Origin of the sequence: Ferrovibrio sp. (genome assembly GCF_965278975.1) — a bacterium.
GTDB lineage: Bacteria > Pseudomonadota > Alphaproteobacteria > Ferrovibrionales > Ferrovibrionaceae > Ferrovibrio.
Window position 1 is genome coordinate 2822524 of sequence record NZ_OZ257126.1, and the last position, 25811, is coordinate 2848334.

Below are 25811 nucleotides of genomic sequence, written 5' to 3' on the forward strand. Positions count from 1 at the left end.
GTTTCAGCGCGCCAATTGCGCCTGATCGGCAGTGAGCAGGCGGTAGCCGACGCCGAGTTCGGTGGCGATATAGCGCGGCCGGGTCGGATCGGGTTCGATCTTCTGGCGCAGCTTGCGCATGAAGATACGCAGGTAATGCACATCCTCGGCATGGGCGGCGCCCCAGACATGGCGCAGCAGCTGGTCATGGGTCAGCACCTTGCCGGCATGCAGCGCCAGCTGGCTCAGCAGCTTGTATTCCTTGGGCGAGAGACGCACCGGTTCGCCGCGCATCGATACCACGCGATGCGCCATGTCGATGGCCAGTTCGCCGACATTGAATACCGGCTCGCCGGTCACCGCATCGGCCTTGCGCCGGCGCATCAGTGCCTTCACGCGGGCAACGAATTCCGCCATGCCGAAAGGCTTCACAACATAGTCGTCGGCACCGAGTTCAAAGGCGCGGACTTTCTCGACTTCCCGGTTGCGCACCGAGAGAATGAATACCGGCACCGCGCTCCATTCACGCAGGCGATTCAACACATCCAGGCCGTCCATGTCGCCAAGCTGCAAGTCCAGCACCACCAGGTCTGGCGGCGAGGCGGCAGCGAGCCGCAGACCTTCCTGGCCGGACTCGGCTTCGGCGACATCATAGCCGTGCACCGACAGGCCGGTGCGCAGGAAGCGCCGGATCGGAGCCTCGTCGTCGATCACCAGGATTTTCTGGATCGTGTTCTTCTGGGTCATCATGCCTCCAACGCCGGTTCTGCCGGCGGTACTGGTAGAGAGATGCGGAAAATAGAGCCCTGGCCGGGGCCGGGGCTGCTGGCAGTAAGCGTGCCGCGATTGGCTTCGACAAAGGCGCGGCTGATCATCAGGCCGAGGCCCTTGCCGGCGGGGCGTGGTTCCAGGCCATCGCCGCTGCGGCCGGCGCGGTAGAACGGCTCGAAGATGCGCTCGATCTCGTCGGCGCGGATACCGACGCCCTGGTCGGCGATCTCGATCACCACGCGCTCGCGGCCTGCTTCGGTTTCTTGCCGCGCCGTGAGGCTGACGCTGGTGCCGGCGGCTGCGTATTTCGACGCATTCTCCAGCAGGTTCTCCAGTGCATGCTCCAGCATCAGCGCGTCGAGATGCAGCATCGGCAGATCGACGGGCAGCGATACCTCCACATGATGCGCGCGCAGCACACGGGCGGTGTGGCGCAGCACGGCATCAACGATGTCTGCGAGTTCCAGCCGTTCGAGCTTCGGTACCAGTTCGCCGGCACCGATCTGGCTCATGTCAAACAGCTTGGAGAAGTTGCGCCCCAGGCGCTCGCTTTCCTCGCGGATGGTGCCGAGCAGTTCGACGCGCTGCGGTTCGTCCACCAGGCTGCCGAAACTTTCCAGCGTCGAGGCGGCGCCGATGATGGCGGCCAGCGGTGTTTGCAGATCGTGGCTGATGGCACCGATCACCGCTTCGCGCAGCCGCTCGGCATGCTTGGCGACGCGGGCATTTTCCATCGCCAGGGCCAGCTGTGCACGCTCCAGCGCGGTGGCTGCCTGGTCCAGCAGCGCGGCGCCGTAATCAGTTTCGCCGATGGCGCCCAGATCATCACGCCGCCGGGCCAGCAAGCCGATGGCGCGGCCACCGGCGCGGAGGAAATGGAAACGCCAGGGCCCGACATCCGCCTGCACCCGTGCCGCGCCCGAGGCCAGTGCATCGCTCCAGGCCTTGCGCGCTTCCTCAAACGGCAGCGGCTGCTGCTGCGCCGCGGTGCTGGAAGCAATTGGTTCCAGGCTGCCGCGCTGGGGCTCGAACAGGTAGGCCGGTTTCGCCGCGCCGCCGAGATGCTCGACGATCACCTGGCCAACACCGGCCGGATCGGCGGTATCGGCAAGGCGGCGGCTGAAACGCTGCAGATCGGCAAGATCGGCCTCGCGGCGCCGTGCTTCCAGGGCATGGCGGCGCGCAAAGGCAGCGAGATGGCTGGCCACCACGGCCACGGCGGTGAACACCACCAAGTCGACCAGCTCCTGGGGCTCGCCGATATGGAGATTGTAGAACGGCTTGTAGAAGAAGAAGCTGGAGACAGCGACCGCCAGCACGGCGGCGAACAGCGATGGCCCCAGACCCCAGGCGATGGCGCTGGCCAGCACGGCGGGCAGAAACACCACGCTGAGGTGGTCTATCGGCAGCAGCAATTCCAGCACATGCGCGATCAGGCCGCAGACTGCGGTAAGCGCCGCGCTGCCGAGCAGCGGTGCGACGCGATGCCCCATCCAGCGCGGACGCATATCCGGCTCGCCAGTATCTGCAACGTGGAAGAAGGCGGGCATGGCCATGCTACGGCACCGCAACTCTTGGTATCGGCAGGCCAGTCTCCCGTAAACACGCGCCGCCCGCAACCATGAGCAAGCCAGTGGCATGCAATGCGCTGCAACCACAGACATTACTTTTTGTTTATGCGCCCCGGGGGCATTAGCCATGGAGAGTTTACGACCCACCATGGGAGTCTGACAGCAGAGGCGTCAGGAGCGCCGGCAGCGTACAAGGACCGGACCTGAACCATGAGCGAGGCGGTGGCAGGATTGAGGATGGCAGCGGCAGGCACAGGGGTTGCCGCCGGCTGGCGTCCTGTTGCCACTGCGGCGCTGGGCAGCCTGTTCGAATGGTATGATTTCTATATCTATCTGCTGCTGGCGCCGGTGCTGGCTGGGCATTTCTTCCCTCTGGGCAGTGAAGCCGCGGCCCTGCTTGCGGTTTTCGCCACCTATCTTTCCGGCCTGCTGACCCGGCCACTTGGCGCGCTGCTGTTCGGCCCGCTGGCGGATCGTCGCGGCCGCCGTTCCGCTTTTCTGCTGTCGCTGCTGGTATCGGGCCTCGCCACCCTGTTGCTTGGTTTGCTGCCAGGGTTCGCCAGCATTGGTTGGGCAGCGCCGTTGCTGTTGCTGGCCCTGCGTGCCTTGCAGGGCATCAGCCTGGGCGGTGGCCAAGGCACCGCTATTGCCTATGTTGCCGAGCAGGCAGCGCAGGCGCAGCGCGGCCAGGCGACCGGCTGGCTGCAGGCAGCGGGCTCGCTGGGCCTGCTGCTTGCGCTGGTGGTACTGAGCGTCAGCCGCGGCGTTTTCAGCCCCGCTGAATTCGCTGAGCTTGGCTGGCGGCTGCCGTTTCTCGGTGGGGCATTGCTGCTGGCCTTGTTTGCGCTCACCCGCCTGCGCATGAGCGAATCCACCGTGTTCCAGCGGCTGCAGGCGGAAGGCCGCAATGCCGATGCGCCGCTGCGCGAAAGCCTGTTCCGCTATCCCAACAATCGCTTGGTGCTGCTGGTGCTGCTGGGGGCCACGGCCGGCCCCGCCGTGGTTTGGTACACAGGCCATATCTATGCGCTGACCTTCCTCACCGAGACGCTGAAACTTGATACCGGCACCGCCTATGGCCTGGCGGGCGCAGCATTGCTGCTGGCGGCGCCCGGCTATCTGCTGTTCGGCTGGTTGTCGGATCGCATCGGCCGCTTGCGCCTCATCATGGCCGGCTGCCTGCTGGCGGCGGTAAGCTATTTCCCGCTGTTCAACGCGCTGAGTCATGCCGCGCATCCAGCCTTGGCCGATTTCCAGCAGCGCACACCGATTGCCATTGCCGCCGATTGCGGTGCCAATTTCCCGGGGGCCGGCTCGGAGCGCAATACCTGCGATCAGGTGCGCGATTTCCTGCTGCGCGCCGGCTTGAGTTTCCATAGCCAGCCTGCCTTGCCGGGCCATGCCTTCACGTTGCGCGTCGGCACCCGCGAATTGCACAGCTTCGACCCGCCACGGCTGCAGGCTGTCTTGCGTGATGGCGGCTATCCAACTGCTGCGGATTCGGCGCGGGTGAATTATCCGCTCACACTGCTGTGGCTGACATTGCTGGCGCTGCTGGCGGCGATGGTTTTCGCGCCGCTGGCTGCTTTCTTGGCGGAAGCATTTCCGGCACGGCTGCGGGTCTCGTCGCTATCGATGCCGCTACAGCTTGGTTTCAGCGGTTTCGGCAGTCTGCTGCTGCTGCTGGCGCCGGCCATGGTGTCGGCGTCCGGCAATATTTTCATGGGGCTTTGGTATCCGATTGCTATCGCGGTCATGTCGCTTGTCGTTGGTTCGTTGTTCCTCCGCGACAAGTTGGACCGCGACCTTCATGCCTGACTGAGCAGTCCTGCCCTGGCATGAGCCCGGCCGAACTCGTTTCGGCCGGGTATTTTTTTGTCCGCAGGGGAAGGCTTGACCATGCCGTGCCACCCTGGCCGATAATGCCGCCAGAATTATCCAGGGAGGCTGGGATGACACTGGAAGGTGGCTGCTATTGCGGCAAGCTGCGCTACCGCGCAGAAGGTGAGCCGATGATGAAGGCGCAATGCCATTGCCGCGAATGTCAGTATATCACCGGCGGCGCGCCCAACCTGTTCATGCTGATGCCGGCCCAGGGCTTCAGCTACACCAGTGGTGAGCCGAAGCAATTCACCCGTGGCGATCTTGAACAACCGGTGACGCGGGAATTCTGCGCCGATTGCGGCACGCACCTGATCACGCGCCGCCCCGGCCTGCCGGCGGTGGTGCTGAAGATCGGCACATTGGATGAGCCGGCGAAGTTTGGCGGACCGAAGCTGGCGATCTACACCATGGATCGCCAGGACTTCCATGTGATCCCGGAACAGATGCCGCAATTCGAAGGGCTGCCGCCGCGGCGCTAAACTACCTCAATCGACCGTGGCGTCGTCGTTGGGCATATCCACCGGCACGCCCGGTTCGCTTTTGGAGCAGCGGATGGTCAGCGCGGTTTTCACATGCGCCACATTCGTCAGCGCCGTGAGTTCCTTGGTCAGGAAGGTCTGGTAGGCATCCCAGTCCCGCGCCACTACCTTGAGGATGAAGTCATTCTCGCCGGCCAGCATGTGACATTCGCGCACCTGGGCCCAGCCGGCCACGGTCTGCTCGAAAGCCACCAGGTCATGTTCGGCCTGGCTGTTCAGGCCCACCATGGCAAATACGGTCACGCCATAGCCCAGCAGCTGGGCATTCAGGTCCGCATGGTAGCCCTTGATGTAGCCAGCCTCTTCCAGCGCCCGCACTCGCCGCAGACAGGGCGGGGCGGATATCCCCACCCGCTGTGCCAGTTCTACGTTGGTCATGCGGCCATCGGCCTGCAGATCGGCAAGGATCTTGCGGTCGATCTGATCGAGCTTAACTTTTTGCATAAAAAATCCTACTGGCGCCCCGTTACGCAATAATATTATACAAAGCCCGCCTGTTCCAAGGGTGCAGACAGGGAAAAAACGAGGCCGAAGCGATTTATGTGCAGCGGTCGCGGTGCTACCGTCCCGCGCACGGTTTCAAGCAAAGGCCCAGGCCCGCATGGCGCTCAAATTCGAGACGTTTTCCAACCAGGACGCCCGTGGCGGCTGGCGTCCGGGCAACAATTTCGGTGGGCATAGCCTGTTCAAGGCTTTAGGGCATCCCCGCACCATGGCGCAGGGGCGGGAACTTGCCGCCAGCCTGGCCAGGTTCCAGCGCCTGGTGGTCTACGATCCGGAACCTTCGCCGGCCTCTGAGCATTTCGATGCCTTCTTCCCGATTCCGCGCCCGAACCTGGCCGCCGTGCTGGTCCAGCGCATCGAGGATATCGGCCAGAACCGCCTGGGGCTGACCACCCGGCCGGTGACGGATATCAGGGCGTTGCAGCCCGATGCCGTGCTGATCACGGCTTTTGACGCCCAGTTGCTGGCCAAGCAGATCGAGCGCCTGCTGCCACCCGGCTGCGCGGTGCTGACCCTGGATGCCATGCGGCTGCCCGATAGCTGGCTCAGCAACCGTGGCCGCTATCTCGACCCGATCAATTTCGCCACCAATTTTGCCTTCATGCGTGATGAAGCCGCCGGCCCCGGCAATGGCGGCGACGGCCTGCATACCAAGGTGGTGACGGCGAATTACTGGACCGGCTATGGCGCCGAGGCGCCGGCTTTGTGGTGTTGCCTGTTCGGCAGCGATGGCCGCGTGCTGGTGGAATGGACCGAGGAGAATCTCGGCGGCGCCTTCCATTCCATCGCCATCGACAGCCGCGAAGTGCGGCAGCGTTTCGGCCTGGGCGATTTCGCCGGCTCGCTGTTCCTGCATGCGCTACGCGTGAAGGGCCACGACGTGGTGAAATACGCGCTGGACAGTTTCTCCGATTCCGGCGCGCAGCTTTCCTGCACCCATGATGCCAATGCCTGGCCGGCGGATCTCTATGCCGGCGTGCCGGCGCCGAAGGATGGCGAGAAATTGCTGCTCTGGGTGCAGAACAGCCATCCGCTGACGATTCCCGCCGGCGCCATCGGTGCCAACCTGATGGGGGCACAGGCGATCTCCTGGTTCGATCAGGAAGTGCCGCCGTTCGGTACCGTGGCCGTCGATCTTGGCGCGCTGTTGCCTGAGGCACGTTTCCCGGATCAGATCGAAATCCAGGCCGGGCGCTATTTCGTGCGGCCGCGCTACGAAATCGTCCAGGGTGAGGGCAGCACCAAGCCGGGCCGCCGGCGCATTGCCCATGCCAATGTGGAGCGTATCGACCTCAAGCCGGACCCGAATCTGCCGAAGCTGACCGGCCTGATCGGCAAGGGCTACATCATGCCGCTGCCGGTGCTGCCGGTGGCGGAATGGCGCTCGGTCACCCTGCCGACGCCGATGTCGACGGCACAGAACGAACTGCCGTTGCGCGTCGCCCTGGTGGATGCCTCCGGCGAAACCGTGGCAGAGGAGTATCTCGGCCGCCTGGCGCGGCGCGACTCGCGGCCCGCCGATATCGATGGCTGGATCAAGTCGGCCGGTGCCAGGCTTGGCTCCGGTTACGGCCATGTGGAATACCTCTACGATTTCCGCGAAGGCGGCGAAGGCGATGGCTGGCTGCATGCGCTGGGCCTGTATGAACAGCGCGACTCAGGGCATCAGGCCGAAACCATCTTCGGCGCGCATATCTATAATATGCCGATCACCTATCGCGACGAGCCGCAGAGCTACACCCACCGCCCGCCGGGATTGACCACGCGGCTGTTCCTGCGGCTGGGCGATGCCCCCTTCGACTCGATCTGCCACCTGATCTACCCGGCCTCGCTGCCGGCGGACAGCTATGGCCCGGGCGCTTCCGAGACCAAACTGACGCTGTTTGATGGCCAATACCGCCCGGTAGCGGAGCGCGACATTGCCATTCCCCATGGCGGCTCCTATTTCTTCAAGGTATCGGCGCTGTTCGGCGACGATCTGCGCCAGCGCGCCGGCTCCGGCGCCTGGGTCCAGATTCGTGATGTCACCTGCCGGCTGTTCGGCTTCCATGGCCTGCAACATGGCCGGCAGAGTTTCTGCCTGGATCACATGTTCGGCTTCTGAGGCGCGGCGAGAGAGATAAGAGAGTAGAGAAATGGCACAGACCTTCAGCACCAAAGTCCTGATCCTCGGTTCCGGCCCGGCCGGCGCCACCGCCGCGATCTATGCCGCGCGCGCTTCGCTGAAGCCGATCATGGTGCATGGCCTGCAGCCCGGCGGTCAGCTCACCATCACCACCGATGTGGAGAATTACCCCGGCTTTGCCGAGGTGATCCAGGGCCCCTGGCTGATGGAGCAGATGGAAGCCCAGGCCAAGCATGTCGGCACCGAGATCATCCACGACATCATCACCGAGATTGATCTTTCCAAGCGGCCTTTCGTTGCCAAGGGTGACTCTGGCGATACCTATGTTGCCGAGGCGCTGATCATCGCCACGGGTGCCCAGGCGCGCTGGCTCGGCCTGCCGAGCGAGCAGGCCTTCCAGGGCTTCGGCGTTTCCGCCTGCGCCACCTGCGACGGCTTCTTCTTCCGGGGCAAGAAGGTGGTGGTGGTCGGTGGCGGCAATACCGCCGTGGAAGAGGCGCTCTATCTCACCAACCATGCGTCGGAAGTTACCGTGGTACATCGCCGCGACGGTTTCCGGGCCGAGAAGATCCTGCAGGACCGCCTCTTCGCCAACCCGAAGATCAAGGTGGTGTGGGATAGCGTGATCGACGAGATCCTGGGCGGCGAGGAGCCGAAGGGCGTCAATGCCGTGCGGCTGAAGAATGTGAAGACCGGCGCGGTGCAGACCCTGGCGACCGATGGTGTGTTCATCGCCATCGGCCATACGCCGAACACTACGTTGTTCCAGGGACAGCTGCCGCTGGATGCGGATGGTTATCTCACCACCAAGCCGGGTACGACGCAGACGGCGATTCCCGGCGTCTTCGCGGCTGGCGACGTACAGGATAAAATCTACCGCCAGGCGGTGACGGCGGCTGGTACCGGTTGCATGGCGGCGCTGGAAGCGGAAAAATTCGTGGCGGGTCATTCGCACCACGCGGCCGAAGCGGCCGATTAGAACCCCCAGCACGGGGGAGGGGGCAACAGAACGATGTCGGCGCTGGACTGGGACAAGCTGCGCATTTTCCATGCCGTGGCCGAGGCTGGCAGCCTGACCCATGCCGGCGAGCAGCTTGGCCTGTCGCAATCGGCAGTGAGCCGCCAGATCGGCGCGCTGGAAACCCAGCTCAACACCACACTGTTTCACCGCCATGCCCGTGGCCTGATCCTTACCGAACAGGGTGAACTGCTCTACCGCACCGCGCGCGATATCTTCTCGCGCCTGGCGGTGGCGGAAGCGATGATCGCCGACAGCAAGGACAAGCCGTCTGGCGACCTGCGCGTCACCTCCACCGTCACCTTCGGCACCGTCTGGCTGGCGCCACGGCTGAAGGAGTTCATGGATCTCTATCCGGATATCCGCATCTCCCTGCTGGTGGATGACCACGAGCTGGATCTTTCGATGCGTGAGGCCGATGTGGCGATCCGCATGTGGAAGCCGACGCAGTCTGATCTGGTACAGCGCAAGCTGCTCACCGTGCACAACCACATCTACGCCTCGGTGGATTATGTGACCCGCCACGGCGCGCCGCAGACCGTGGCCGATCTGGATCGCCACCGCATCATCGTTTATGGCGAGGAAGCACCGGCGCATTTCAATAATCTGAATTGGCTGCTCAACGCCGGTGAGCCGGCCCGGCCGCGTGAGCCGGTATTGTCGATCAACAATGTCTATGGCGTGCTGCAGGCGGTGGCCAGCGGACTTGGCATCGCCGCGATGCCGGACTACCTGGTGCAGAATAACCCGCGCGTTGTTCGCGTGCTGCCGAATGTCGATGGCCCTGCCTTCGATACCTATCTTGTCTATCCAGAAGAATTGCGCGCCACCAAGCGCCTCGCCGTGTTCCGGGATTTCCTGCTTCGCAAAGTCGCCGATTGGCAGTATTGAAGTCGCCTATGCGATCCCAGTCGGACCAGGTTATCCCGCGCCTGAATGAGTTGCTGGTGCAGGTGCGCCGGCCACTCGACATGGTGGCGCAAGGGCTGGTCGCCTTCCTGGTCACCCAACTGCTGCGCGATCATGTCGAGGCGCTGTGGCGCTACAGCTATTTCATCGGCATCGTGCTGGTGCTGCTGCTGCAATTCCTGCTGCATGCCCGTTTCCGTCTCGATCATCGCCGCCGTGAGTTCCAGCATGCGGTGAACTGGCGCCGGCTGTTTGGTGCCGCCTATTGCCTGAACGGTCTGCTGCTCGGCGGCATCCTGGTGGCCACGCTGATCGCGCCGCGCACCGAAGAGACCATGCTGGCGCTGCTCTGCATCATGGGCATGGTGGTGTCCGGCACCCTCACTGTGGCGGCGCATCTGCCGTTGTCGGGCCTGGTCGTGCTGCCGGCGCTGCTGCCGTCCATCCTGCTGATGGCCTGGCGCGGCGACCGTGCCAGCCTGATCCTGGCCCTGGTCGGCGTGGTGCTGCTGGTGCTGCTGGGGGGCTTTGCCTGGCGGCTCAACCGCTATTTCTCGCGCGGTGCCCTTCTGGTCGGCCGGCTGCGGGTCATGCTCCGCGAACGCGACCGCGCCAGCATCGCGGCCCAGGAAACCGAAAGCCGCTTGCGTTCGATCCTCGATACCGCGCCATTCCCCATCGTGGTGGTGCGGCGCCGCGATGGCGGCTTCCTCTATTCCAACCGCCCGGCGGCGGAATTGTTCGGCATCGCGGTGGGTGTCGAGGCGATCCGCTCGCGGCTCGACCCGGCGCATCACAAGCGCATCTTCGGCGGCGGCGAGACCAATCAGGAATTCCAGCTCATCACCGCGCGCGGCACGGTGATCTGGGCCACCATGGCGGCGGTGCCGATGCGCTATGCGGAAGAGGAATCCGCCCTGGTGGTGGTGAACGACATCACCGCGCGGCGCACCTCGGAAGTGAAGCTGCGCGAGGTTGAGCAGCGCCTGCTCGATGCCGTGAGCGCGGTTCCTGATGGCGTGGCATTGTTCGGGCCGGATCAGCGACTGCTGATCTGCAACCATGCCTATGCCGGCATCATCGGCTTGGCGCCAGAGGCGGCGCGCGGCCTGAGCCATGTCGATGTCTGTGCCGCTTCGGTACGTGCCCGGCCGCTGCCTGCCGAGGCCGGCGTGCAGACCGATTATGGCGCCTGGACCGCCGAGCGCATCCGCATCTTCCATGCGGCGCGTGGCGAGCCGCATATCTTCTACGATACCCGCGACCGCCGCTGGCTGCAGATTCGCGACTTCCGCCTCAGCGATGGCGGCACGGCGTCGCTGATCACCGATATCACCGAGTTGAAGCAGCACGAGCGCGAGCTGCATGCTGCCAATGAAAGCCTGGCCAAGCAGGCGGAGGAACTCGCCACCCGCACCGAGACGCTGGACACGGCGCGGCGTACCGCGATCAAGGCCTTGCAGGAAGCGGAATTCGCCAACCGCGCCAAGAGCCAGTTCCTGGCGCATATGAGCCACGAACTGCGCACGCCGCTCAATGCCATCATCGGATTTTCCGAGATCATGGCATTGCAGCTGCTCGGTTCTTCCGGTGTGCCGCAATACGACCGCTATGCCGGGGATATCCTGTCTGCGGGCCGGCACCTGCTGGCGGTGATCGACGACATTCTCGACCTGTCCAAGGTCGAGGCCGGCAAGATGAAGTTGCATCTCGCCGAAGTTCCCTGGGCCAGGCTGAAGGCCGATTGCATCACCCTGGTCCGCCCGCTGGCCGCCGACCGTCTGGTGCAGCTTATCGGGCCGGCCGATTTCGATGAGCTGCCGGTCACCGCCGATGAACGCCTGGCCAAGCAGATGCTGGTGAATTTGCTGACCAACGCGGTGAAATACACGCCATCCGGTGGGCGCGTGATCTTCTATCCCGAAATCCGCGAGGATGGCGGTGTCAGTATCATCGTCGAGGATACTGGCGTTGGTATGAGCCCGGCGGATATCGGCAAGGCGATGGAGCCATTCGGCCAGGTGGATAGCGCCCTGGTTTCCCAGATGCGCGGCACTGGCCTTGGCCTGCCGCTGGTTAAGAGTTTGATCGAATTACATAACGGCCGCATCGAGATCGACTCGGAACGTGGTCGTGGCACTTGTGTGAAACTGCATTTTCCGGTTGAACCGGCAGGACCTGTCGAACGCCTGACTCTTTAACTGTAGTTATGCAGCCGATGCATGGCTGGCCTGACAAATCGACGGATACTCAAATCGCCGTAACGGCATTATATCCATCCTCGTTAGATGTTGCGTCGCAGCATCTTCCGGTTTTTGGCTTCGGCCAGAAACTTGGCTGTGGACAGCTCCCCCGCTGTCCCGGCCGTCCGCGCGTCTCGCGCGCGGAGCCTCCCTGTTAAGACTTAACCGGCTGGGTTTCCCGGCCGGTTTTTTTTTGATCAGACTGGATCGGTCAAGCCTATCAGTTCAGGCGGCCAAGCAGCGCGTCCATGCCACGCAGCAACTCGCAGCCCATGGCGGTGAAGGCAGCGTCGGCCGCCGAAGGTTCCGGGCGGAAGGCCAGCACGCGCATGCCGGCACGGATGCCGGCGGTGGCGCCGGGCAGGCTGTCTTCCACCACCAGGCAATCACCGGGCCGCGCGCCCATCTGCGCCGCGGCATGCAGAAACACATCGGGTTCCGGCTTGCCGCGCGCCACCTGTTCGGCGCTGAAAAGATGGCTGCCGAAATGCGGCCGCAGCCGCGTCAGTTCCAGGCTCAGGGCGATCTTTTCCAGATCCGAGGAGGAAGCGACGCAGCGCGGCAGGGTCAGCGCCTCAAGCATCGCCGGCACGCCGGGGATCGGCTGCAATTCGGCGCGCATGCGGGCATAGGTGGCGGCTTGCAGGTCGTCGCGGAAGCCAGCGGGGATTTCCAGGCCATACTGCTCGCGCGCATGCTTGAAGCAGCTTTGCAGGTTGAGGCCGGTGAAATCCTCCGTCACGCGGGCTTCATTGATGCCGGGATCGAGGCCCAGCGTTACCAGCTTTTCGTAGAAGACCTGATTCGCCAGCGGCTCAGAATCCACCAGTGTGCCGTCGAGATCGAAGATAACCAGCGTTGGAGCCGCCATGGCGTGTCCCGCGAAGAAACAGGGGGACACGCACTATAGCGCCGCAAAGTTACATGAACAGCTTCCGGCCGGTGCCGCCCTCGATATCCTTGTAGAGCGCGGCGACCTGCTCGCCATAGCCGTTATAGATCACGCTGGGGATGCGTTTGCCGGTGCCGATGATTTCTTCCGTCGCCTGGCTCCAGCGCGGATGCGCCACGGCCGGATTCACATTGGCCCAGAAACCGTATTCATCCGGCGCCAGCCCTTCCCAGAAGGTGCGCGGGCGCTCGTTGGTGAAGGAGAAGCGCACAATGGATTTCACCGACTTGAAGCCGTATTTCCACGGCGTCGCCAGCCGGATCGGCGCGCCCATCTGCTTCGGCAGCGGCTTGCCATAGGCGCCGGTGACCATGAAGGCCAGTTCGTTCATGGCCTCGGCCATGCTCAGGCCTTCGGTATAGGGCCAGGGATACCAGTCCTGGCGCTGGCCACGCGCTTCGTCGCTGCGCACGAAGGTTTCCATCCGCAGATATTTCGGATCACCTGCCGGCTTAGCGAATTTCACCAGTTCGCTGAGCTGGAAGCCGCTCCATGGCACCGTCATGGCCCAGGCTTCGACACAGCGGAAGCGGTAGACGCGTTCTTCGATCGGCATCTTGCGGATCAGTTCCTCGGCATCGATCTCGATCGGCTTTTCCACCATGCCGTCGATCTGGATGCGCCAGGGCTTGATGGTCAGCTTCTGTGCCGAGTCCGCGATGTATTTGTTGGTGCCGAATTCGTAGAAGTTATTGTAGTTGGTGGCGGTCTTTTCTTCGGTCAGGTCGCGGCCAGCCTGATAGGCCGCATTGCGCTTGGCCGGATAGAGTTCCGGCGCCACCAGTGCAGGAGCCTTGGCCTGCGCCAGAGCCTTGCTCCCCAGGCCGGCAGCCACCGCCGCGGCACCGGCCAGGCCGAAAATCGCCGCGCGCCGGTCGAGAAAATGCTTCTCCGGCGTGATCTCGTTTTCCTTGATCTCCCAGCCACGCCCGCGCTTGATCAGCATTGTCCTGTTCCTGCTCTGGAATTGAAAACACCCGGCGTGGAAGGTAGCCCTTCCGCCGCCGGGTGCCAATCAAGCTTGAGTGAGCGGCAATGCCGCCCGCTCACGAAATACTGAACTTACTTCTCCAGCAGCGAACGCAGCATCCAGGCGGTCTTTTCATGCACCTGCAGGCGCTGCGTCAGCAGATCGGCGGTCGGCTCGTCGCTGGCCTTGTCGGCCACCGGGAACACCGCGCGGGCGGTGCGCGCCACGGCTTCGTGGCCCTTCACCAGATCCTTGATCATGTCGGTGGCAGCCGGGATCGTCTCCACTTCCTTGATGCTGGAGAGTTTCACGAACTTGGCATAGGTGCCCGGTGCCGCGACACCCAGGGCGCGGATGCGCTCGGCAATGGCATCCACCGCCAGCGCGAGTTCGTTGTAGTGGGTCTCGAACATCAGATGCAGGGTCTGGAACATCGGGCCGGTGACGTTCCAGTGGTAGTTATGGGTCTTGAGGTAGAGCGTGTAGGTGTCGGCGAGCAGGCGCGACAGGCCATCCGCAATCTTCTTCCGGTCCTTCTCGGCAATGCCAATATCGATTTCCATGGGGGCTCTCCTTCTTTACTTAACCGGTTTATCCAATGGTACGAGACTAGAATTACTCCAGAAATGTGGCAACAGATTGGTTTGACAATGGGTTTTCCGCGATTTCCTGGAGCGGTTCCAATTCGCAGCCCGGATGCAGGGGTTGCGGGGCCGAATCGAACGCGATAGGAACGCCGGCATGACGGATCTGCCCCCTATGCTTGGCTGGGATTGGTCGCGGCCCATCGTCATGGGTATCGTCAATGCCACCGACGACAGCTTTTCCGGCGATGGCCTCGGTGCTGCCGCTGATGCCGCCATTGCCCAGGCCCGCGCCATGGTGGCGCAGGGCGCCGATGTGATCGATATCGGCGCGGAATCGACCCGCCCCGGGGCGGCGGCGATAGCGCCAGAAGCTGAAATCGCCCGCCTGCTGCCGGTACTGGAAGGCCTGCGGAATCTCGCCCGTCCGATCAGCATCGACACCCGCCATGCCGCCACGATGCGCGCGGTGCTGCGGGCCGGGGCCGCTATCATCAACGATATCAGCGCCCTGGAGGACGATCCGGCGGCCCTGGGCGTGGTGGCGGGCAGTGATTGCGCCGTGGTGCTGATGCACAAGCAGGGGCAGCCGACCAGCATGCAGCAGGCGCCAAGCTATGAGGATGTGGTGGCCGAGGTGCTGGATTATCTCCGCCGCCGCATAGCTGCCTGCGAGGCTGCCGGCATTGCCCGGGCCCGCCTGATCGTTGATCCGGGTATCGGCTTCGGCAAGACCCCGGCGCATAACCTGGCGCTGATGCGGGCCCTGCCGCGCTTTGGCGCCTTGGGCTGCCCGGTGCTGCTGGGGGTGTCGCGCAAGAGTTTCATCGGCCATCTCACCGGCGAAACGGTGCCGACCATGCGCATCCCTGGTTCGGTGGCTGCCGCGCTGTGGGGGGCTGCCCATGGCGCCCATATCCTGCGCGTGCATGATGTGGATAAGACGGTTCAGGCCCTGCGGGTTTGGCAGGGTCTGGAGGGTGTCGTATAGTTCTGTCGCATTTTCCCCGAGTCGCCCTAGGCCCCCCGGTTTCCCAGAGGCTTTATGTCACGACGCTTTTTCGGCACCGATGGTATTCGCGGCCTGGCCAATGCCGAGCCGATCTCGGCTGCTACGGCCCTGAAAGTAGGGATGGCAGCCGGTGCCTATTTCACCCGGGGCGACCACCGCCACCGTGTGCTGATCGGCAAGGATACCCGCCTTTCCGGCTACATGCTGGAACCAGCCCTGGTGGCCGGCTTCACCGCTGTGGGCATGGATGTGTTCATGGTCGGGCCGATGCCGACGCCGGCGGTGGCGATGCTGACCCGCGCCCTGCGCTGCGATCTTGGCGTGATGATCTCGGCTTCGCACAATCCCTACCACGATAACGGCATCAAGCTGTTCGGCCCCGATGGCTATAAGCTTTCGGATGCCGCTGAATCCGAGATCGAAGCGATGATCCTCGGCGAAGCGCAGCCGCCCCTGGCCGAGCCTGCGAAGCTGGGCCGCGCCAAGCGGCTGGAAGATGCCGGCGGCCGTTATGTCGAATTCGCCAAGGCGACCCTGCCCAAGGGCCAGAAACTGGCCGGCCTCAAGGTGGTGGTCGATTGCGCCAATGGCGCCGCCTACAAGGTGGCGCCGAATGTGCTGTGGGAACTGGAAGCCGATGTCATCGCCATCGGCGTGAAGCCGGATGGCTTCAACATCAACAAGGCATGTGGCTCCACTCATCCGCGTGCCTTGCAGCAAGCGGTGCTGGAGCATGGCGCCGATCTCGGTCTGGCACTGGATGGCGATGCCGACCGCCTGGTGATGGTGGATGAGCGCGGCCAGGTGATCGATGGCGACCAGCTCATGGCCATTGTCGCCGAAAGCTGGCTGGCCCAGGGCAAGCTCAGCCGGGGTGGCCTGGCGGCCACGGTGATGTCGAATCTCGGCCTGGAGCGGTTCATCAACAATCTCGGGCTTGAACTGACCCGCACCAAGGTCGGCGACCGCTATGTGCTCGAAGCGATGCGCGAGCGCGGCTACAATCTCGGCGGCGAACAATCCGGCCATATCATCCTGTCGGATTTCGCTACCACCGGCGATGGCCTGATTGCCGGTTTGCAGGTGATGTCGGCGCTGGTCGATTCAGGCCGCAAGGCCTCGGAATTCTGTCGCCGCTTCGAGCCATTCCCGCAGGTGCTGAAGAATGTGCGGGTGCAGGGCGCCGAGCCGCTGCAACTGCCCGCCGTGCGCGATGCGATCAAGGCCGGCGAGGCCAGATTGGCCGGCAATGGCCGCGTGCTGATCCGCCCCTCGGGCACCGAGCCGCTGATCCGCGTGATGGCGGAAGGCGAGGATGAGCGCCTGGTCAGCGATGTGGTGGACAGCATTGTCGCTGCGCTTGAGCGCGCTGCGTGAACCGCACTGAAATGAGATCGGCCGCATGAGCGTCAACAACCGCAACCGTGGCCGCGTGCTGATTGTCGCCGGATCGGATTCTGGCGGCGGCGCCGGAATCCAGGCAGATATCAAGACCGTGACCGCGCTGGGCGGTTATGCCGCCACGGCGATTACCGCGCTCACCGCGCAGGACACGATAACGGTGCATGCGGTGCATGACGTGCCGGCGGATTTCGTGGCGCAGCAGATGCGCGTGGTTTTGCGCGATATCGGCGCCGATGCGATCAAGACCGGCATGCTGAACCGGCCCGAGGTGATCCATGCCATCGTGCAGGTGCTGGACGAACTGGCGCCCGATGTGCCGCTGGTGGTCGATCCGGTGATGGTGGCCAAGGGCGGTGCGCGGCTGTTGCAGCCGGAAGCCGAAGTGGCATTGATCGAGCAGTTGATCCCGCGTGCAGCGGTGATTACGCCAAACCTGCCCGAGGCCGGCGCGCTGATCGGCCGCAGCGTTGCCGATGCCGCATCGATGGAGCTGGCGGCGCGTGACCTGCTGGCGCTGCGCCCGCGTGCGGTGCTGTTGAAAGGCGGCCATCTGGAAGGCGATGAATTGGTCGATCTGCTGCTCGACCGCCAGGGCGTGCAGCGTTTCACCAGCACCAAGCTGCATACCCGCTCGACCCATGGCACCGGCTGCACGCTGGCTTCCGCCATTGCCACCGGCCTGGCACTGGGCCAGCCGCTGGCCGAGGCGGTGATCGATGCGCGCCGCTATGTACGCCGCGCCATGGAGACCGCACCCGGCTTCGGCCAGGGCCATGGTCCGCTCAATCACGGGCACCGGATAGTCTAAGCGTTCAGCAGCAGGATCAGCAGTGCTACCAGCATCGCGCTGGCCAGCATCAGGCCGCCATAGCCGAGCGATGCGCGCAGCACGGCGCGTTCCTGGCCGGGAATGGCGGCGAAGGCACAGGCCAGGGCCAGCTTGCCGGGAAACAGGCTGTTGATCAGGCTGCCGGTGGTGTTCTGCAAACCGGCAAGCCATAGCACGGGCATGCCGCTTTGCTCGGCCAGGGCGACCTGGATCGGTAGCATCAGGCTGTTGGAAGCGGTGTTCGATCCGGTGAGCAGGCCGGCCAGGCCGGAGAAAACCGGTGTGCCGAGCGGCGCCAGCGTGCCGGCGAAGCCATTCCATTGTGCCGCCAGTTCGGCCGCCATGCCGGAGCCGGCATAGAGCCGCGCCATGATCAGGAACAGCAGTGTCGCCCCAATGGATAGGCGGCCGCCGCGCCAGCTTTGTGCCACGATGGTTGGCAGGCGAGGGAGGCCGCCCTGCATCACCAGCGTGATCAGTGCCGCCAGCAGCAGCAGGGTGCCGGCATAATACAGCAGCGGGAAGGCCGGCATGTCGGGGAGGGGTTGCCAGACCAGCAGGCTCTGCAAAGTTGTGGCAATTTCGGGGATCAGGCGGGTGAACAGCAGCAATGCCAGCAGCAGGCCATAGGGCAGCACCAGGCGCCAGGCGACACGGTCGGCGAGAACATCGCGCCAATGCAGCAAAGCCAGCAGCGGCGCGGTGGCGAGCAGGCCGGCGGCATCGACAATGCCGGCGTAGTTGGCGGCGATCAGCAGGCCGATCAGGGCCAGCAGCAGCGCCAGTTCGCTGAGCTTGTCGCGGCGGTTGCCGGAGATGCCGCTCAGTTCCATGCCGTGCCAGAACCACGCCAGCATCACCAGCAGGGACGGTGCGATCACCATGGCGGAATGGAAGCCGAAAGCCGGCAAAGGCAGATGTACCAGCGAGGCGCCGATCAGTGTGCCGATGCCTAGCGCACCCCAGGGCACCAGCATCTGGCTCGCCAGGCTGAGCACCGCGGCGCGCAGCGGCGGGATGCCCAGGCGCAGCAGGCCGCCGATGGCAACGGCGAAGCCGACACCGAAGCCGATGGCTGATTCCACCACCGGGGCCGCGATGAAGCAGAGCACGAAGGCATGCAGATGCGGCCGACGCGATGCTGCGTCGTTACTGGCTCTGTTGCTGCCGAGGGTGTGGTGGAAGATCAGGCCGCCCAGCACCATGGCGCCGGAAAGCAGCGCCAGCCAGGCGCCTTTCAGCGTCTCGGCCCAGACCAGCGGCCAGTAATCCAGCGGCGTCAGCGTCGCGGCCAGCAGAGTCGCCAGCAGCCCGGCGCCACCGGCATAGAGCAGCGGCAGGCGGCTGCCGAGTACCAGCACGCCGACCAGCAGGATCGGCGCCAGGTAGGCTATAGTATTAAACAACGCCGCGGCGGGCTTCGGGGCGGCGGTCGAGCAGGCCGCGCAGGCGGCGCAGGCCTTCAGCCAGTTCCTCACGGCTCGGCGACGGGGCGAGCGAGATACGCACCCACGGCGCCGGACTCTGGCGATGATCCGGCACGAAGGACGTGCAGCCGGCAATGCGCACGCCCTGCATCAGCGCCTGCGCCGTGAAGTCGTTCGACTGCCAGGGTTCGGGCAGCTCAACGAAGCAATGCAGGCTGGCCGGATGGCTCTTCATGCGGTAGCCGGCCAGGATTTCGGCGGCCAGTATCTGACGCGCGGCGGTTTCGGTGCGCAGACTGTCCAGCATCGTGGCGGCGGTGCCGTCCTCGATCCATTGCCGCACGATTTCCTGGTTGAGGCGCGGGTTGTTCACCGCAATGGCATGCTGTGCATCGGCGAAACGCTCGATCAGCGCCAGCGGTGCCGCCAGCCAGCCGACGCGGAGGCCGGGCGCCATGCATTTCGAGGCGCTGGTGATGTAGATGGTGCGCTCTGGCGCCAGCGAAGCAATCGGTAGTGGCCGCTCGGTCACCACGAAGCCATAGACATCATCTTCGATGATGGTGAGGTCGTGCCGCCGCGCCACATCGACAATGGCCTGGCGCCGCTCCTGCGGCATGGTGGCATTGGTCGGGTTATGGATCGTCGGCTGCAGCATGACAATGCGCGAGCCGGTTTCGCGCACGGCTTCATCCAGCGCCTCGGGCAGCATGCCGTGGTCATCCATCGCCACCGCATGCAGTGTCGCCGAACGCAGCCGCGCATTCTCATGGATGCCGCCATAGGTCAGGCTTTCCACCAGCACGGTCTCGCCCGCTTCGACCAGGGCCGTCATCACGATGGCGATGGCCTGCTGCGCGCCTGCGGTGGCAATCACCTGCTCGGGCGAAAGCTTGAGGCCGGTGCGGCCAATCCATTGCGCTGCTGCCGCGCGATGCGCCGGATCACCCAGGCTGCGGCTATAGCCGAGCAGATGCTCCAGGCCGCCGCGCGCCGCCAGGGTGCGCAGCGAACGGCGCAGAATGGGATCGTAGTCCGGCAGCATCGGTTCGTTATGCGACAGCTCGATCAGGCCGGGCAGGCGCAGGCTCTGCACCGGTGCCAGCTCGCCCAGGGCTTCGCCAGCGGGCGAGTCGTCATTGCTTGAGCGCACGAAGGTGCCGCGCCCTACCTCGCCCGAAAGCAGGCCCTTCTGTTCGGCCAGCATGTAGCCGCGACTCACCGTGCCCACCGTGACGCCCAGCTTCCAGGCCAGGTCGCGCTGCGGCGGCAGGCGGCTGCCGGGCGGCAATTCGCCGGAGCGGACGGCGGTTTCGATAGCCGTGGCCAGCGCTTGGTAGCGCGGACCAGGGAATTGTTCGAGGTTGGGCGTCCATATTGTCATGGTGTCAATATTTGCATTGACTGGATCAATGTGTCAATGACAAATTCAATCCAGACATTGAACCAATTCAATGTCGCCCAAATTGACGGAGAAAGAACGGTGTCATGGCTGAATGTATCGATACAATTGGACGGGGTGTCTATCTAGGTCCGGCGGAGCGGCTGTTCGGGTCGCTTGGTCGGGCCATGGATAAGGCGGGAATCGCGATCGCCGCTGGGGCGGGCGCCATGGTGGTTTCGTTGCTGGAGTACCAGCGGCGGGCCGAGGAACGGGCGGCGTTGCACGCCGTGTCCGATGAACTGCTGAAGGATGTCGGTCTGACCCGCGCGGATATCGCTGCGGAAGCCGGCAAGCCTTTTTGGCTTCGATAAGTTCTGAACGGCGGTAACGGCGGAGTCGGTGCGATGAATTTGCCGATCTATCAGGTCGATGCCTTCGCCGATGCCGTGTTCGGCGGCAATCCGGCAGCCATTGTGCCTCTTGAGGTCTGGCTGCCGGATGCCACGATGCAGGCCATCGCGGCAGAGAACAATCTCGCCGAAACGGCCTTCTTCGTCCCTGAAGCACCGGCACGCTATGGCCTGCGCTGGTTCACCCCGGCGGCGGAAGTCGATCTCTGTGGTCATGCCACGCTGGCCACCGCCTGGCTGATCTTCCACAAGCTGCGGCCGGATCTGAACACGGCGACTTTCTCCACCCGCAGCGGCGACCTGCATGTAACCCTGTCTGGCGAGTCGGGCCGCATCACCATGGATTTCCCGGCCCGTATCGGCAAGACCGTCACGGCGCCGCCAAGTCTGCTCAAGGCGCTCGGCGGCCAGCCGGTCGCGGTACTCGAATCCGCCGCCTATATGGCGGTCTACGCTACGGCGGATGAAGTGCGCGCCCTCAAGCCGGACATGGCTGGCCTGGCGCAGCTCGAAAAGTACGGCATCATCGCCACCGCGCCGGGCGAAAAGCCGGGCGTCGATTGCGTCTCGCGGTTCTTCGCGCCGCGCGTCGGCGTGCCGGAAGACCCGGTTACCGGCTCGGCGCATTGTTCCATCGTGCCCTATTGGGCCGAGCGTCTCGGCAAGGCCGAGATCACTGCCTACCAGGCTTCTGCCCGTGGCGGCACGCTGTATTGCCGGGCCGCCGGCGAGCGCGTGTTCATGGCGGGCAAGGCGGTGCTGTTCCTGGAGGGCAGCATCAGCCTTTAGAATGCGAATCGGCCGCGTCGATGTCCCCCCGAAGGACGCGGTTGTAGGGCGGGATGCGCTGTCCCTGTTGCGCATCCCGCCCGCACTTATTCGCAGAGGCTGCCGATGCCCAATGTTGTTATCCGTCCCGCTCATGGCGATGCCGATCTCGCCGAGGTCCGCCGCCTGTTCCAGGCTTATGCCGACTCGCTGGATTTCAGCCTTGGTTTTCAGGATTTCGCCGCCGAACTGGCTGAATTGCCGGGCAAATACACTGGTGCCAAGCGTGGCGCCCTGCTGCTGGGGTTGGTGGATGGCAAGGCGCTTGGCGTCGTCGGCCTGCGCGATCTGGGCGACGGTATCGCCGAGATGAAGCGGCTCTATGTCGGGCCGGAGGCACGCGGGCTCAAGCTTGGCCTCCAGTTGGCCGAAGCCGTGATCGAGGAGGCGCGGATTCTGGGCTATCAGGCCCTGCGTCTCGATACGCTCCAGCGCATGGTGGAGGCCAACCGGCTCTATGACCGCCTCGGCTTCACCGACATCCCGGCCTATTACCACAATCCTATGCCGGATACCCGGTATCGCGAGTTAAAATTATGAACGTTGTTCATTTTTATGAACGATGGTAAAATGTCTCCCATGGAAAAGCATGGGAGGGAATAATGAGCAGTGCAAAGCCAGCCGGCGGTGAGCCCGTGGTGTTGTATGAGCGCGATGGCCGCATCGCCCGCATCACCCTGAACCGGCCGGAACACCTCAACGCCATCAACGATGAACTGCCCGATGCGCTGAAAGCCGCCGTCGAGCGCGCCAACTGGGATGACGAGGTGCATGTCATCGCCCTGACCGGCGCCGGCCGCGCCTTCTGCGCCGGCTATGACCTCAAGGCCTATGCCGAGACGCCGAAGCCGGTGAAGGGCAGCCAGGACATGCCCTGGGACCCGATGGTGGATTACCAGTGGATGCGCCACTGCACCGATTGCTATTTCAGCCTCTGGCGCTCGCTGAAACCGGTGGTGACCAAGGTGCGCGGCTTCGCGGTGGCGGGCGGCAGCGATATCGCGCTCTGCTCCGATCTGGTGGTGATGGCCGAGGATGCCCGCATCGGTTATCCGCCGGCGCGCATCTGGGGCTGCCCGACCACGGCGATGTGGGTGTATCGCTTGGGCGCCGAACGGGCCAAGCGCATGCTGTTCACCGGCGACCTGATCGATGGCCGCACCGCCAAGGAATACGGGCTGGTGATCGAGACAGTGCCGGAGCCGCAGCTTGATGATTATGTCGAGAATCTGCTCGAACGCATCGCCAGCGTGCCGAAGAACCAGCTGATGATGCAGAAACTCATGGTGAACCAGGCGCTGGACAATATGGGCCTCAACTCGACGCAGACGCTCGCTACCGTGTTCGATGGCATCACGCGACACACGCCGGAAGGCGTTGCCTTCAAGGCGCGCTGCGAACAGGTTGGCTTCAAGGCGGCGGTGAAGGAACGCGATGGCGGCGATCCGTTGTCGTGGAAGAATGCCCGCTAGCGCCGAACAGAAACAGGGCCGCCGCGCGGCATTGCGGAGCTTCAAGCGCGAAGCCATCCTTGATGCCGCGCGCGGCGTTTTTGCCGCGCAAGGACTTGAGGGTGCCACCATCCGCGCCATTGCCGATGCCGCCGGCATTGCGCCTGGCACGGTGTATCTGCAATTCGCCTCGAAGGAGGCGATCTATGCCGAGATGCTGCAGGCATCTCTCGCCGACCTGCTGAAAAGCATGCGCGAGGCAGTGGATCCGGCCGCATTGCCCGAGGCGCGGCTGCTGGCTGGTGCACTCGGTTTCTATCATTTCTACCAGCGGCGGCCGGAGGACCTGCATCTCGGCCTCTATCTTGCGCAAGGATTGAAGCCCATCGGTCTCACGCCGCAGCTTGACCGGATGCTGAATGGCCGCCTGATCCAATGTTTCTCGCTGCTGGGCGATGCCATCGGCGGACTCGGTGTGACCGAGCCGGAGCGTGTGCGTGCCGAAACCGTGGAGTTGGCTACCAGCATCTGCGGCACCCTGCTGCTGCAGGCCACCGGGCGTCTCAGGATGCTTGGCGACGAGGGCGAGGCAGTGCTGACCCGCCAGGTCGGGCATATGGTCGAGCGCTTGCGCGGACGGCGATAAACCGCGAACATGGCGGGATATTCCGCCTCTCGAAATAGAAGAGTCCTCCGTGTCAGCCTTTCGCGAAACCTATCGCGGCTCGGTCGCAGCCTGGGAATGTGACCAATACGGCCATCTCAATGTGCAATTCTATGTCGGCCGCCTGAGTGATGCGGTGGCCAGCATGCTGCTGGCCGGCGGGCTAGGCCGCAAGGGGCTGGAACAGCGCCGCCTGGGCATGGTGGCGGTGAACCAGACTCTGGATTACCTGAAGGAACTGCGCGCCGGCACGCTGCTGCGGGTGGAAAGCGCCGTGAAGCTGATCGAAGGGCGCAAGATGGTGCTGCACCATCGCCTGTTCGATGCCGAAACCGGCGAGATCGCCTTCACCGCCGATGTGCTTGGCCTCTGCTTCGATCTTGAGGCACGCAAGTCTGTGCCGTGGCCCGAGGATCTGCGCCAGGGCTTCTCCGGCCTGCTGATCAAGGGCGATGAGCCGCTAGTGCAGCAGGCTTTGCCGGCATCGGAGCCTGGCTGGATCGCCAGCCATCGCAGCCCGGTGAATGCCTGGGAATGCGACCGCATGGGGCATCTCAATGTGCAATTCTATCTTGGCCGCGCAGCGGAAGCCGACCGCCAGGTATTGAACGCCCTCGGCCTCGGCCCAAAGGCGTTGAAGGCGCTCGGCCTGCGCGTCCGGGCGCAGCGCTATCGGCTGGCATTCAAGCGCGAATTGCATGCCGCCGCGATCACCACCGCGCGCAGCGGCATCCGTGTCGCCAGTGCCGATGAGTTGCAATTCTATCATGAGATTCATGATGCCGAGACCGGCATCCTGGCTGCCAGCGTCGAGGCTACTATCACCCTGGAGCAGCGCGATAGCGGCGCCGGCGCGGCGATTCCTGCTGCTGCCCTGGCCAAGGCGGCGGCGTTCGTCGCGACTTTTGCCGGACCGCCGCTGGCGCCGCCGAATGGCGCATCAGTGGCGCCGACCACGTTGCAGCCGGGCATGTATGAAACCGCCCGCGGCGGTGTCGATCAATGGGAATGTGATGAGGATGGCCGCATGGCCGAGCGTTTCCTGATGGCGCGCTTCTCCTCGGCGGCAATGAACCTGCTTTCCGGCTCGGAGTATAACGCGGCCTCCATGCGCGATGCCGGGCTCGGTTCGGCCGCACTGGATTACACCATCGATATAAAGCGCCCGATGCGGGTCGGCGATGCCTTCAATTGCCGCACGGGGGTGCTGGAACTGCGCGACAAGACCTGGCGCTTCTGCCATGTGCTGCTGGATAGCAATAGCGGCGAGACCATTGCCACCGCCGATGTGATGGCGGTGCTGTTCGATCTCAAGGCTCGCAAGTCGGTGCCGCTGCCGCCGGAAGCGCGTGCCGGTTTCGCCAAGCGTATGCTGAAACCAGTCGCCGGCTGAAAGAGAGGGGGCGCGTCATGGAAACCTTGCTGACCGTTTCGCTACCCTTCTTCGGCCTGATTTTCACCGGCTATGGCGCCGGCCATTTCCGCCTCATCACCGCCAATGCCCATGTAGGGCTGAATGCCTTCGTGATCTGGTTCGCCCTGCCGGTGATGCTGTTCATGAAAATGTCGTCGGCACCGGTGATCGAGGCCTTCGATCCGCGTTTCGTTGCCGTCTATACCGGCGGTGGCCTGATCACCTATGGCCTGGTTGTCGTGCTCAGCCGGCTGCTGTTCCCGCGCCTGAGCTGGGGTGAACGCGGCGTACAGGGCATGGGTGCGGCTTTCGGCAATGTCGGCTATATGGGCCTGCCGATCATGATCGCCCTGTTTGGTGATGCCGCCGTACTGCCGGCAGTGCTGGTGATCGTGTTCGACCATGTGGTGCTGATCCCGCTCACTACCGCGATCATCGAAGGCACCGGTGGTCGTCACGCCTCGCTGCTCGCCATCTTCAAGCGCGTGCTGTTTGGAATGGCGCGCAACCCGCTGATTATTGCCACTTTTGCCGGTCTGGCCTGGGGCTTCACGGGCTGGTCATTGCCGGCCCCGGTGGACGCTTTCGGCAATCTGCTGGCCGCTGCGTCGGCGCCCTGTGCCTTGTTCTCACTCGGCCTTACCCTGGTCGGCCGTCCCTTGAGCGACGGCCTGGAGGAGGTGACGCTGACCACCATTGGCAAGCTGGCAATCCACCCGCTGGTGGTTTGGATGCTGGCCAGTCTGGTACTGAAGCTTGATCCTTTTCTTACGGCGGTCGCCGTAATCCAGGCCTCCATGCCCACGGCGGCCAATGTCTATATCCTGGCAACAACCCAGAACACTTATGTCGAGCGCGCTTCGACGACGATTCTGGTCACCACGGTGATCGCCACCGTTACGGTATCCGCCTTCATGGTGCTGTTTACAGCCTATTGAT

24 protein-coding genes are annotated in these 25811 nt (G+C 64.1%); 16 read left to right on the top strand and 8 right to left on the bottom strand.

What is annotated here, in order from left to right:
- Nucleotides 1-3: 3 nt before the first annotated feature.
- Together ACQY7X_RS13565 and ACQY7X_RS13570 are read right to left on the bottom strand one after the other, a co-directional pair.
- Nucleotides 4-729: a response regulator gene (locus ACQY7X_RS13565; RefSeq protein ID WP_428245930.1), complete on the bottom strand. Its 726-nt coding sequence runs from the start codon at nucleotides 727-729 to the stop codon at nucleotides 4-6.
- Nucleotides 726-2306, bottom strand: a complete 1581-nt coding sequence (locus tag ACQY7X_RS13570) for a sensor histidine kinase (RefSeq protein WP_428245932.1) — start codon at nucleotides 2304-2306, stop codon at nucleotides 726-728. The genes ACQY7X_RS13565 and ACQY7X_RS13570 overlap by 4 nt, the downstream gene beginning before the upstream one ends.
- Before the next feature lie 252 nt (nucleotides 2307-2558).
- Between ACQY7X_RS13570 and ACQY7X_RS13575 the strand changes: the two genes are divergently transcribed.
- Both ACQY7X_RS13575 and ACQY7X_RS13580 read left to right on the top strand, forming a co-directional pair.
- Nucleotides 2559-4139 (top strand): MFS transporter, encoded by a 1581-nt coding sequence (locus ACQY7X_RS13575; RefSeq protein WP_428245934.1) that lies wholly within the window; start codon nucleotides 2559-2561, stop codon nucleotides 4137-4139.
- Between the two features lie 134 nt (nucleotides 4140-4273).
- Nucleotides 4274-4684 (top strand): GFA family protein, encoded by a 411-nt coding sequence (locus ACQY7X_RS13580; RefSeq protein ID WP_428245936.1) that lies wholly within the window; start codon nucleotides 4274-4276, stop codon nucleotides 4682-4684.
- A 6-nt stretch (nucleotides 4685-4690) separates the two neighbouring features.
- Here ACQY7X_RS13580 and ACQY7X_RS13585 read toward each other — a convergent pair whose 3' ends face one another.
- Nucleotides 4691-5188, bottom strand: coding sequence for an Lrp/AsnC family transcriptional regulator (locus ACQY7X_RS13585; protein WP_428245938.1), 498 nt, complete (start codon nucleotides 5186-5188; stop codon nucleotides 4691-4693).
- Nucleotides 5189-5345: 157 nt separating this feature from the next.
- Between ACQY7X_RS13585 and ACQY7X_RS13590 the strand changes: the two genes are divergently transcribed.
- The 4 genes from ACQY7X_RS13590 to ACQY7X_RS13605 are packed head-to-tail and all read left to right on the top strand — an operon-like array spanning nucleotide 5346 to nucleotide 11501.
- A complete protein-coding gene (locus ACQY7X_RS13590; protein WP_428245940.1) occupies nucleotides 5346-7352 on the top strand; it encodes a hypothetical protein in 2007 nt (668 codons plus the stop codon).
- Between the two features lie 31 nt (nucleotides 7353-7383).
- Entirely contained in the window at nucleotides 7384-8352 is a 969-nt protein-coding gene (trxB, locus tag ACQY7X_RS13595) for a thioredoxin-disulfide reductase (RefSeq protein ID WP_428245942.1), read from the top strand.
- Nucleotides 8353-8394: 42 nt separating this feature from the next.
- Complete coding sequence (locus ACQY7X_RS13600; RefSeq protein WP_428250062.1) at nucleotides 8395-9282, top strand: LysR family transcriptional regulator; 888 nt, start codon at nucleotides 8395-8397, stop codon at nucleotides 9280-9282.
- Nucleotides 9283-9290: 8 nt separating this feature from the next.
- Entirely contained in the window at nucleotides 9291-11501 is a 2211-nt protein-coding gene (locus ACQY7X_RS13605; protein WP_428245945.1) for a PAS domain-containing sensor histidine kinase, read from the top strand.
- Nucleotides 11502-11763: 262 nt separating this feature from the next.
- On the opposite strand, the gene ACQY7X_RS13610 is transcribed toward ACQY7X_RS13605, so the two are convergent.
- The 3 genes from ACQY7X_RS13610 to ACQY7X_RS13620 form a co-directional block, all read right to left on the bottom strand.
- Nucleotides 11764-12414: an HAD family hydrolase gene (locus ACQY7X_RS13610; protein ID WP_428245947.1), complete on the bottom strand. Its 651-nt coding sequence runs from the start codon at nucleotides 12412-12414 to the stop codon at nucleotides 11764-11766.
- A 49-nt stretch (nucleotides 12415-12463) separates the two neighbouring features.
- Nucleotides 12464-13441, bottom strand: coding sequence for a protein-methionine-sulfoxide reductase catalytic subunit MsrP (msrP, locus tag ACQY7X_RS13615; protein WP_428245949.1), 978 nt, complete (start codon nucleotides 13439-13441; stop codon nucleotides 12464-12466).
- 116 nt (nucleotides 13442-13557) lie between these two features.
- Nucleotides 13558-14028, bottom strand: coding sequence for a Dps family protein (locus tag ACQY7X_RS13620; protein ID WP_428245951.1), 471 nt, complete (start codon nucleotides 14026-14028; stop codon nucleotides 13558-13560).
- Between the two features lie 178 nt (nucleotides 14029-14206).
- Between ACQY7X_RS13620 and folP the strand changes: the two genes are divergently transcribed.
- Genes folP through thiD form a run of 3 tightly spaced genes read left to right on the top strand, consistent with a single transcriptional unit; the run spans nucleotide 14207 to nucleotide 17273 of the window.
- A complete protein-coding gene (folP, locus tag ACQY7X_RS13625; protein ID WP_428245953.1) occupies nucleotides 14207-15040 on the top strand; it encodes a dihydropteroate synthase in 834 nt (277 codons plus the stop codon).
- 54 nt (nucleotides 15041-15094) lie between these two features.
- Entirely contained in the window at nucleotides 15095-16438 is a 1344-nt protein-coding gene (gene glmM, locus ACQY7X_RS13630) for a phosphoglucosamine mutase (protein WP_428245955.1), read from the top strand.
- A gap of 25 nt (nucleotides 16439-16463) precedes the next feature.
- Nucleotides 16464-17273, top strand: coding sequence for a bifunctional hydroxymethylpyrimidine kinase/phosphomethylpyrimidine kinase (thiD, locus tag ACQY7X_RS13635; protein ID WP_428245957.1), 810 nt, complete (start codon nucleotides 16464-16466; stop codon nucleotides 17271-17273).
- Here the strand turns inward: thiD and ACQY7X_RS13640 are convergent.
- Both ACQY7X_RS13640 and ACQY7X_RS13645 read right to left on the bottom strand, forming a co-directional pair.
- Entirely contained in the window at nucleotides 17270-18700 is a 1431-nt protein-coding gene (locus tag ACQY7X_RS13640) for an L-lactate permease (protein WP_428245959.1), read from the bottom strand. The genes thiD and ACQY7X_RS13640 overlap by 4 nt on opposite strands.
- Complete coding sequence (locus tag ACQY7X_RS13645; RefSeq protein WP_428245961.1) at nucleotides 18693-20105, bottom strand: PLP-dependent aminotransferase family protein; 1413 nt, start codon at nucleotides 20103-20105, stop codon at nucleotides 18693-18695. Before ACQY7X_RS13645 ends, ACQY7X_RS13640 begins: the two co-directional genes overlap by 8 nt.
- Before the next feature lie 104 nt (nucleotides 20106-20209).
- Here ACQY7X_RS13645 and ACQY7X_RS13650 point away from each other — a divergent pair, with 104 nt between their 5' ends.
- The 7 genes from ACQY7X_RS13650 to ACQY7X_RS13680 all read left to right on the top strand — a co-directional run bounded on the left by ACQY7X_RS13650 (nucleotide 20210) and on the right by ACQY7X_RS13680 (nucleotide 25810).
- Complete coding sequence (locus tag ACQY7X_RS13650; protein ID WP_428245963.1) at nucleotides 20210-20476, top strand: DUF1127 domain-containing protein; 267 nt, start codon at nucleotides 20210-20212, stop codon at nucleotides 20474-20476.
- 33 nt (nucleotides 20477-20509) lie between these two features.
- The gene (locus tag ACQY7X_RS13655) at nucleotides 20510-21304 is read left to right on the top strand and encodes a PhzF family phenazine biosynthesis protein (protein WP_428245965.1); all 795 of its coding nucleotides are present in this window, start codon (nucleotides 20510-20512) and stop codon (nucleotides 21302-21304) included.
- Nucleotides 21305-21409: 105 nt separating this feature from the next.
- Nucleotides 21410-21883, top strand: coding sequence for a GNAT family N-acetyltransferase (locus tag ACQY7X_RS13660; protein ID WP_428245967.1), 474 nt, complete (start codon nucleotides 21410-21412; stop codon nucleotides 21881-21883).
- A gap of 62 nt (nucleotides 21884-21945) precedes the next feature.
- On the top strand, nucleotides 21946-22815 hold the full coding sequence (locus tag ACQY7X_RS13665; RefSeq protein WP_428245968.1) for a crotonase/enoyl-CoA hydratase family protein: 870 nt from the start codon (nucleotides 21946-21948) through the stop codon (nucleotides 22813-22815).
- The gene (locus ACQY7X_RS13670; RefSeq protein WP_428245969.1) at nucleotides 22805-23440 is read left to right on the top strand and encodes a TetR/AcrR family transcriptional regulator; all 636 of its coding nucleotides are present in this window, start codon (nucleotides 22805-22807) and stop codon (nucleotides 23438-23440) included. The genes ACQY7X_RS13665 and ACQY7X_RS13670 overlap by 11 nt, the downstream gene beginning before the upstream one ends.
- A gap of 49 nt (nucleotides 23441-23489) precedes the next feature.
- Nucleotides 23490-24851 carry an acyl-CoA thioesterase gene (locus tag ACQY7X_RS13675; protein ID WP_428245970.1) on the top strand — a complete coding sequence of 454 codons (1362 nt, stop codon included), beginning with the start codon at nucleotides 23490-23492 and terminating at the stop codon, nucleotides 24849-24851.
- Between the two features lie 17 nt (nucleotides 24852-24868).
- Nucleotides 24869-25810 (top strand): AEC family transporter, encoded by a 942-nt coding sequence (locus ACQY7X_RS13680; RefSeq protein ID WP_428245971.1) that lies wholly within the window; start codon nucleotides 24869-24871, stop codon nucleotides 25808-25810.
- Nucleotide 25811: the final 1 nt, after the last annotated feature.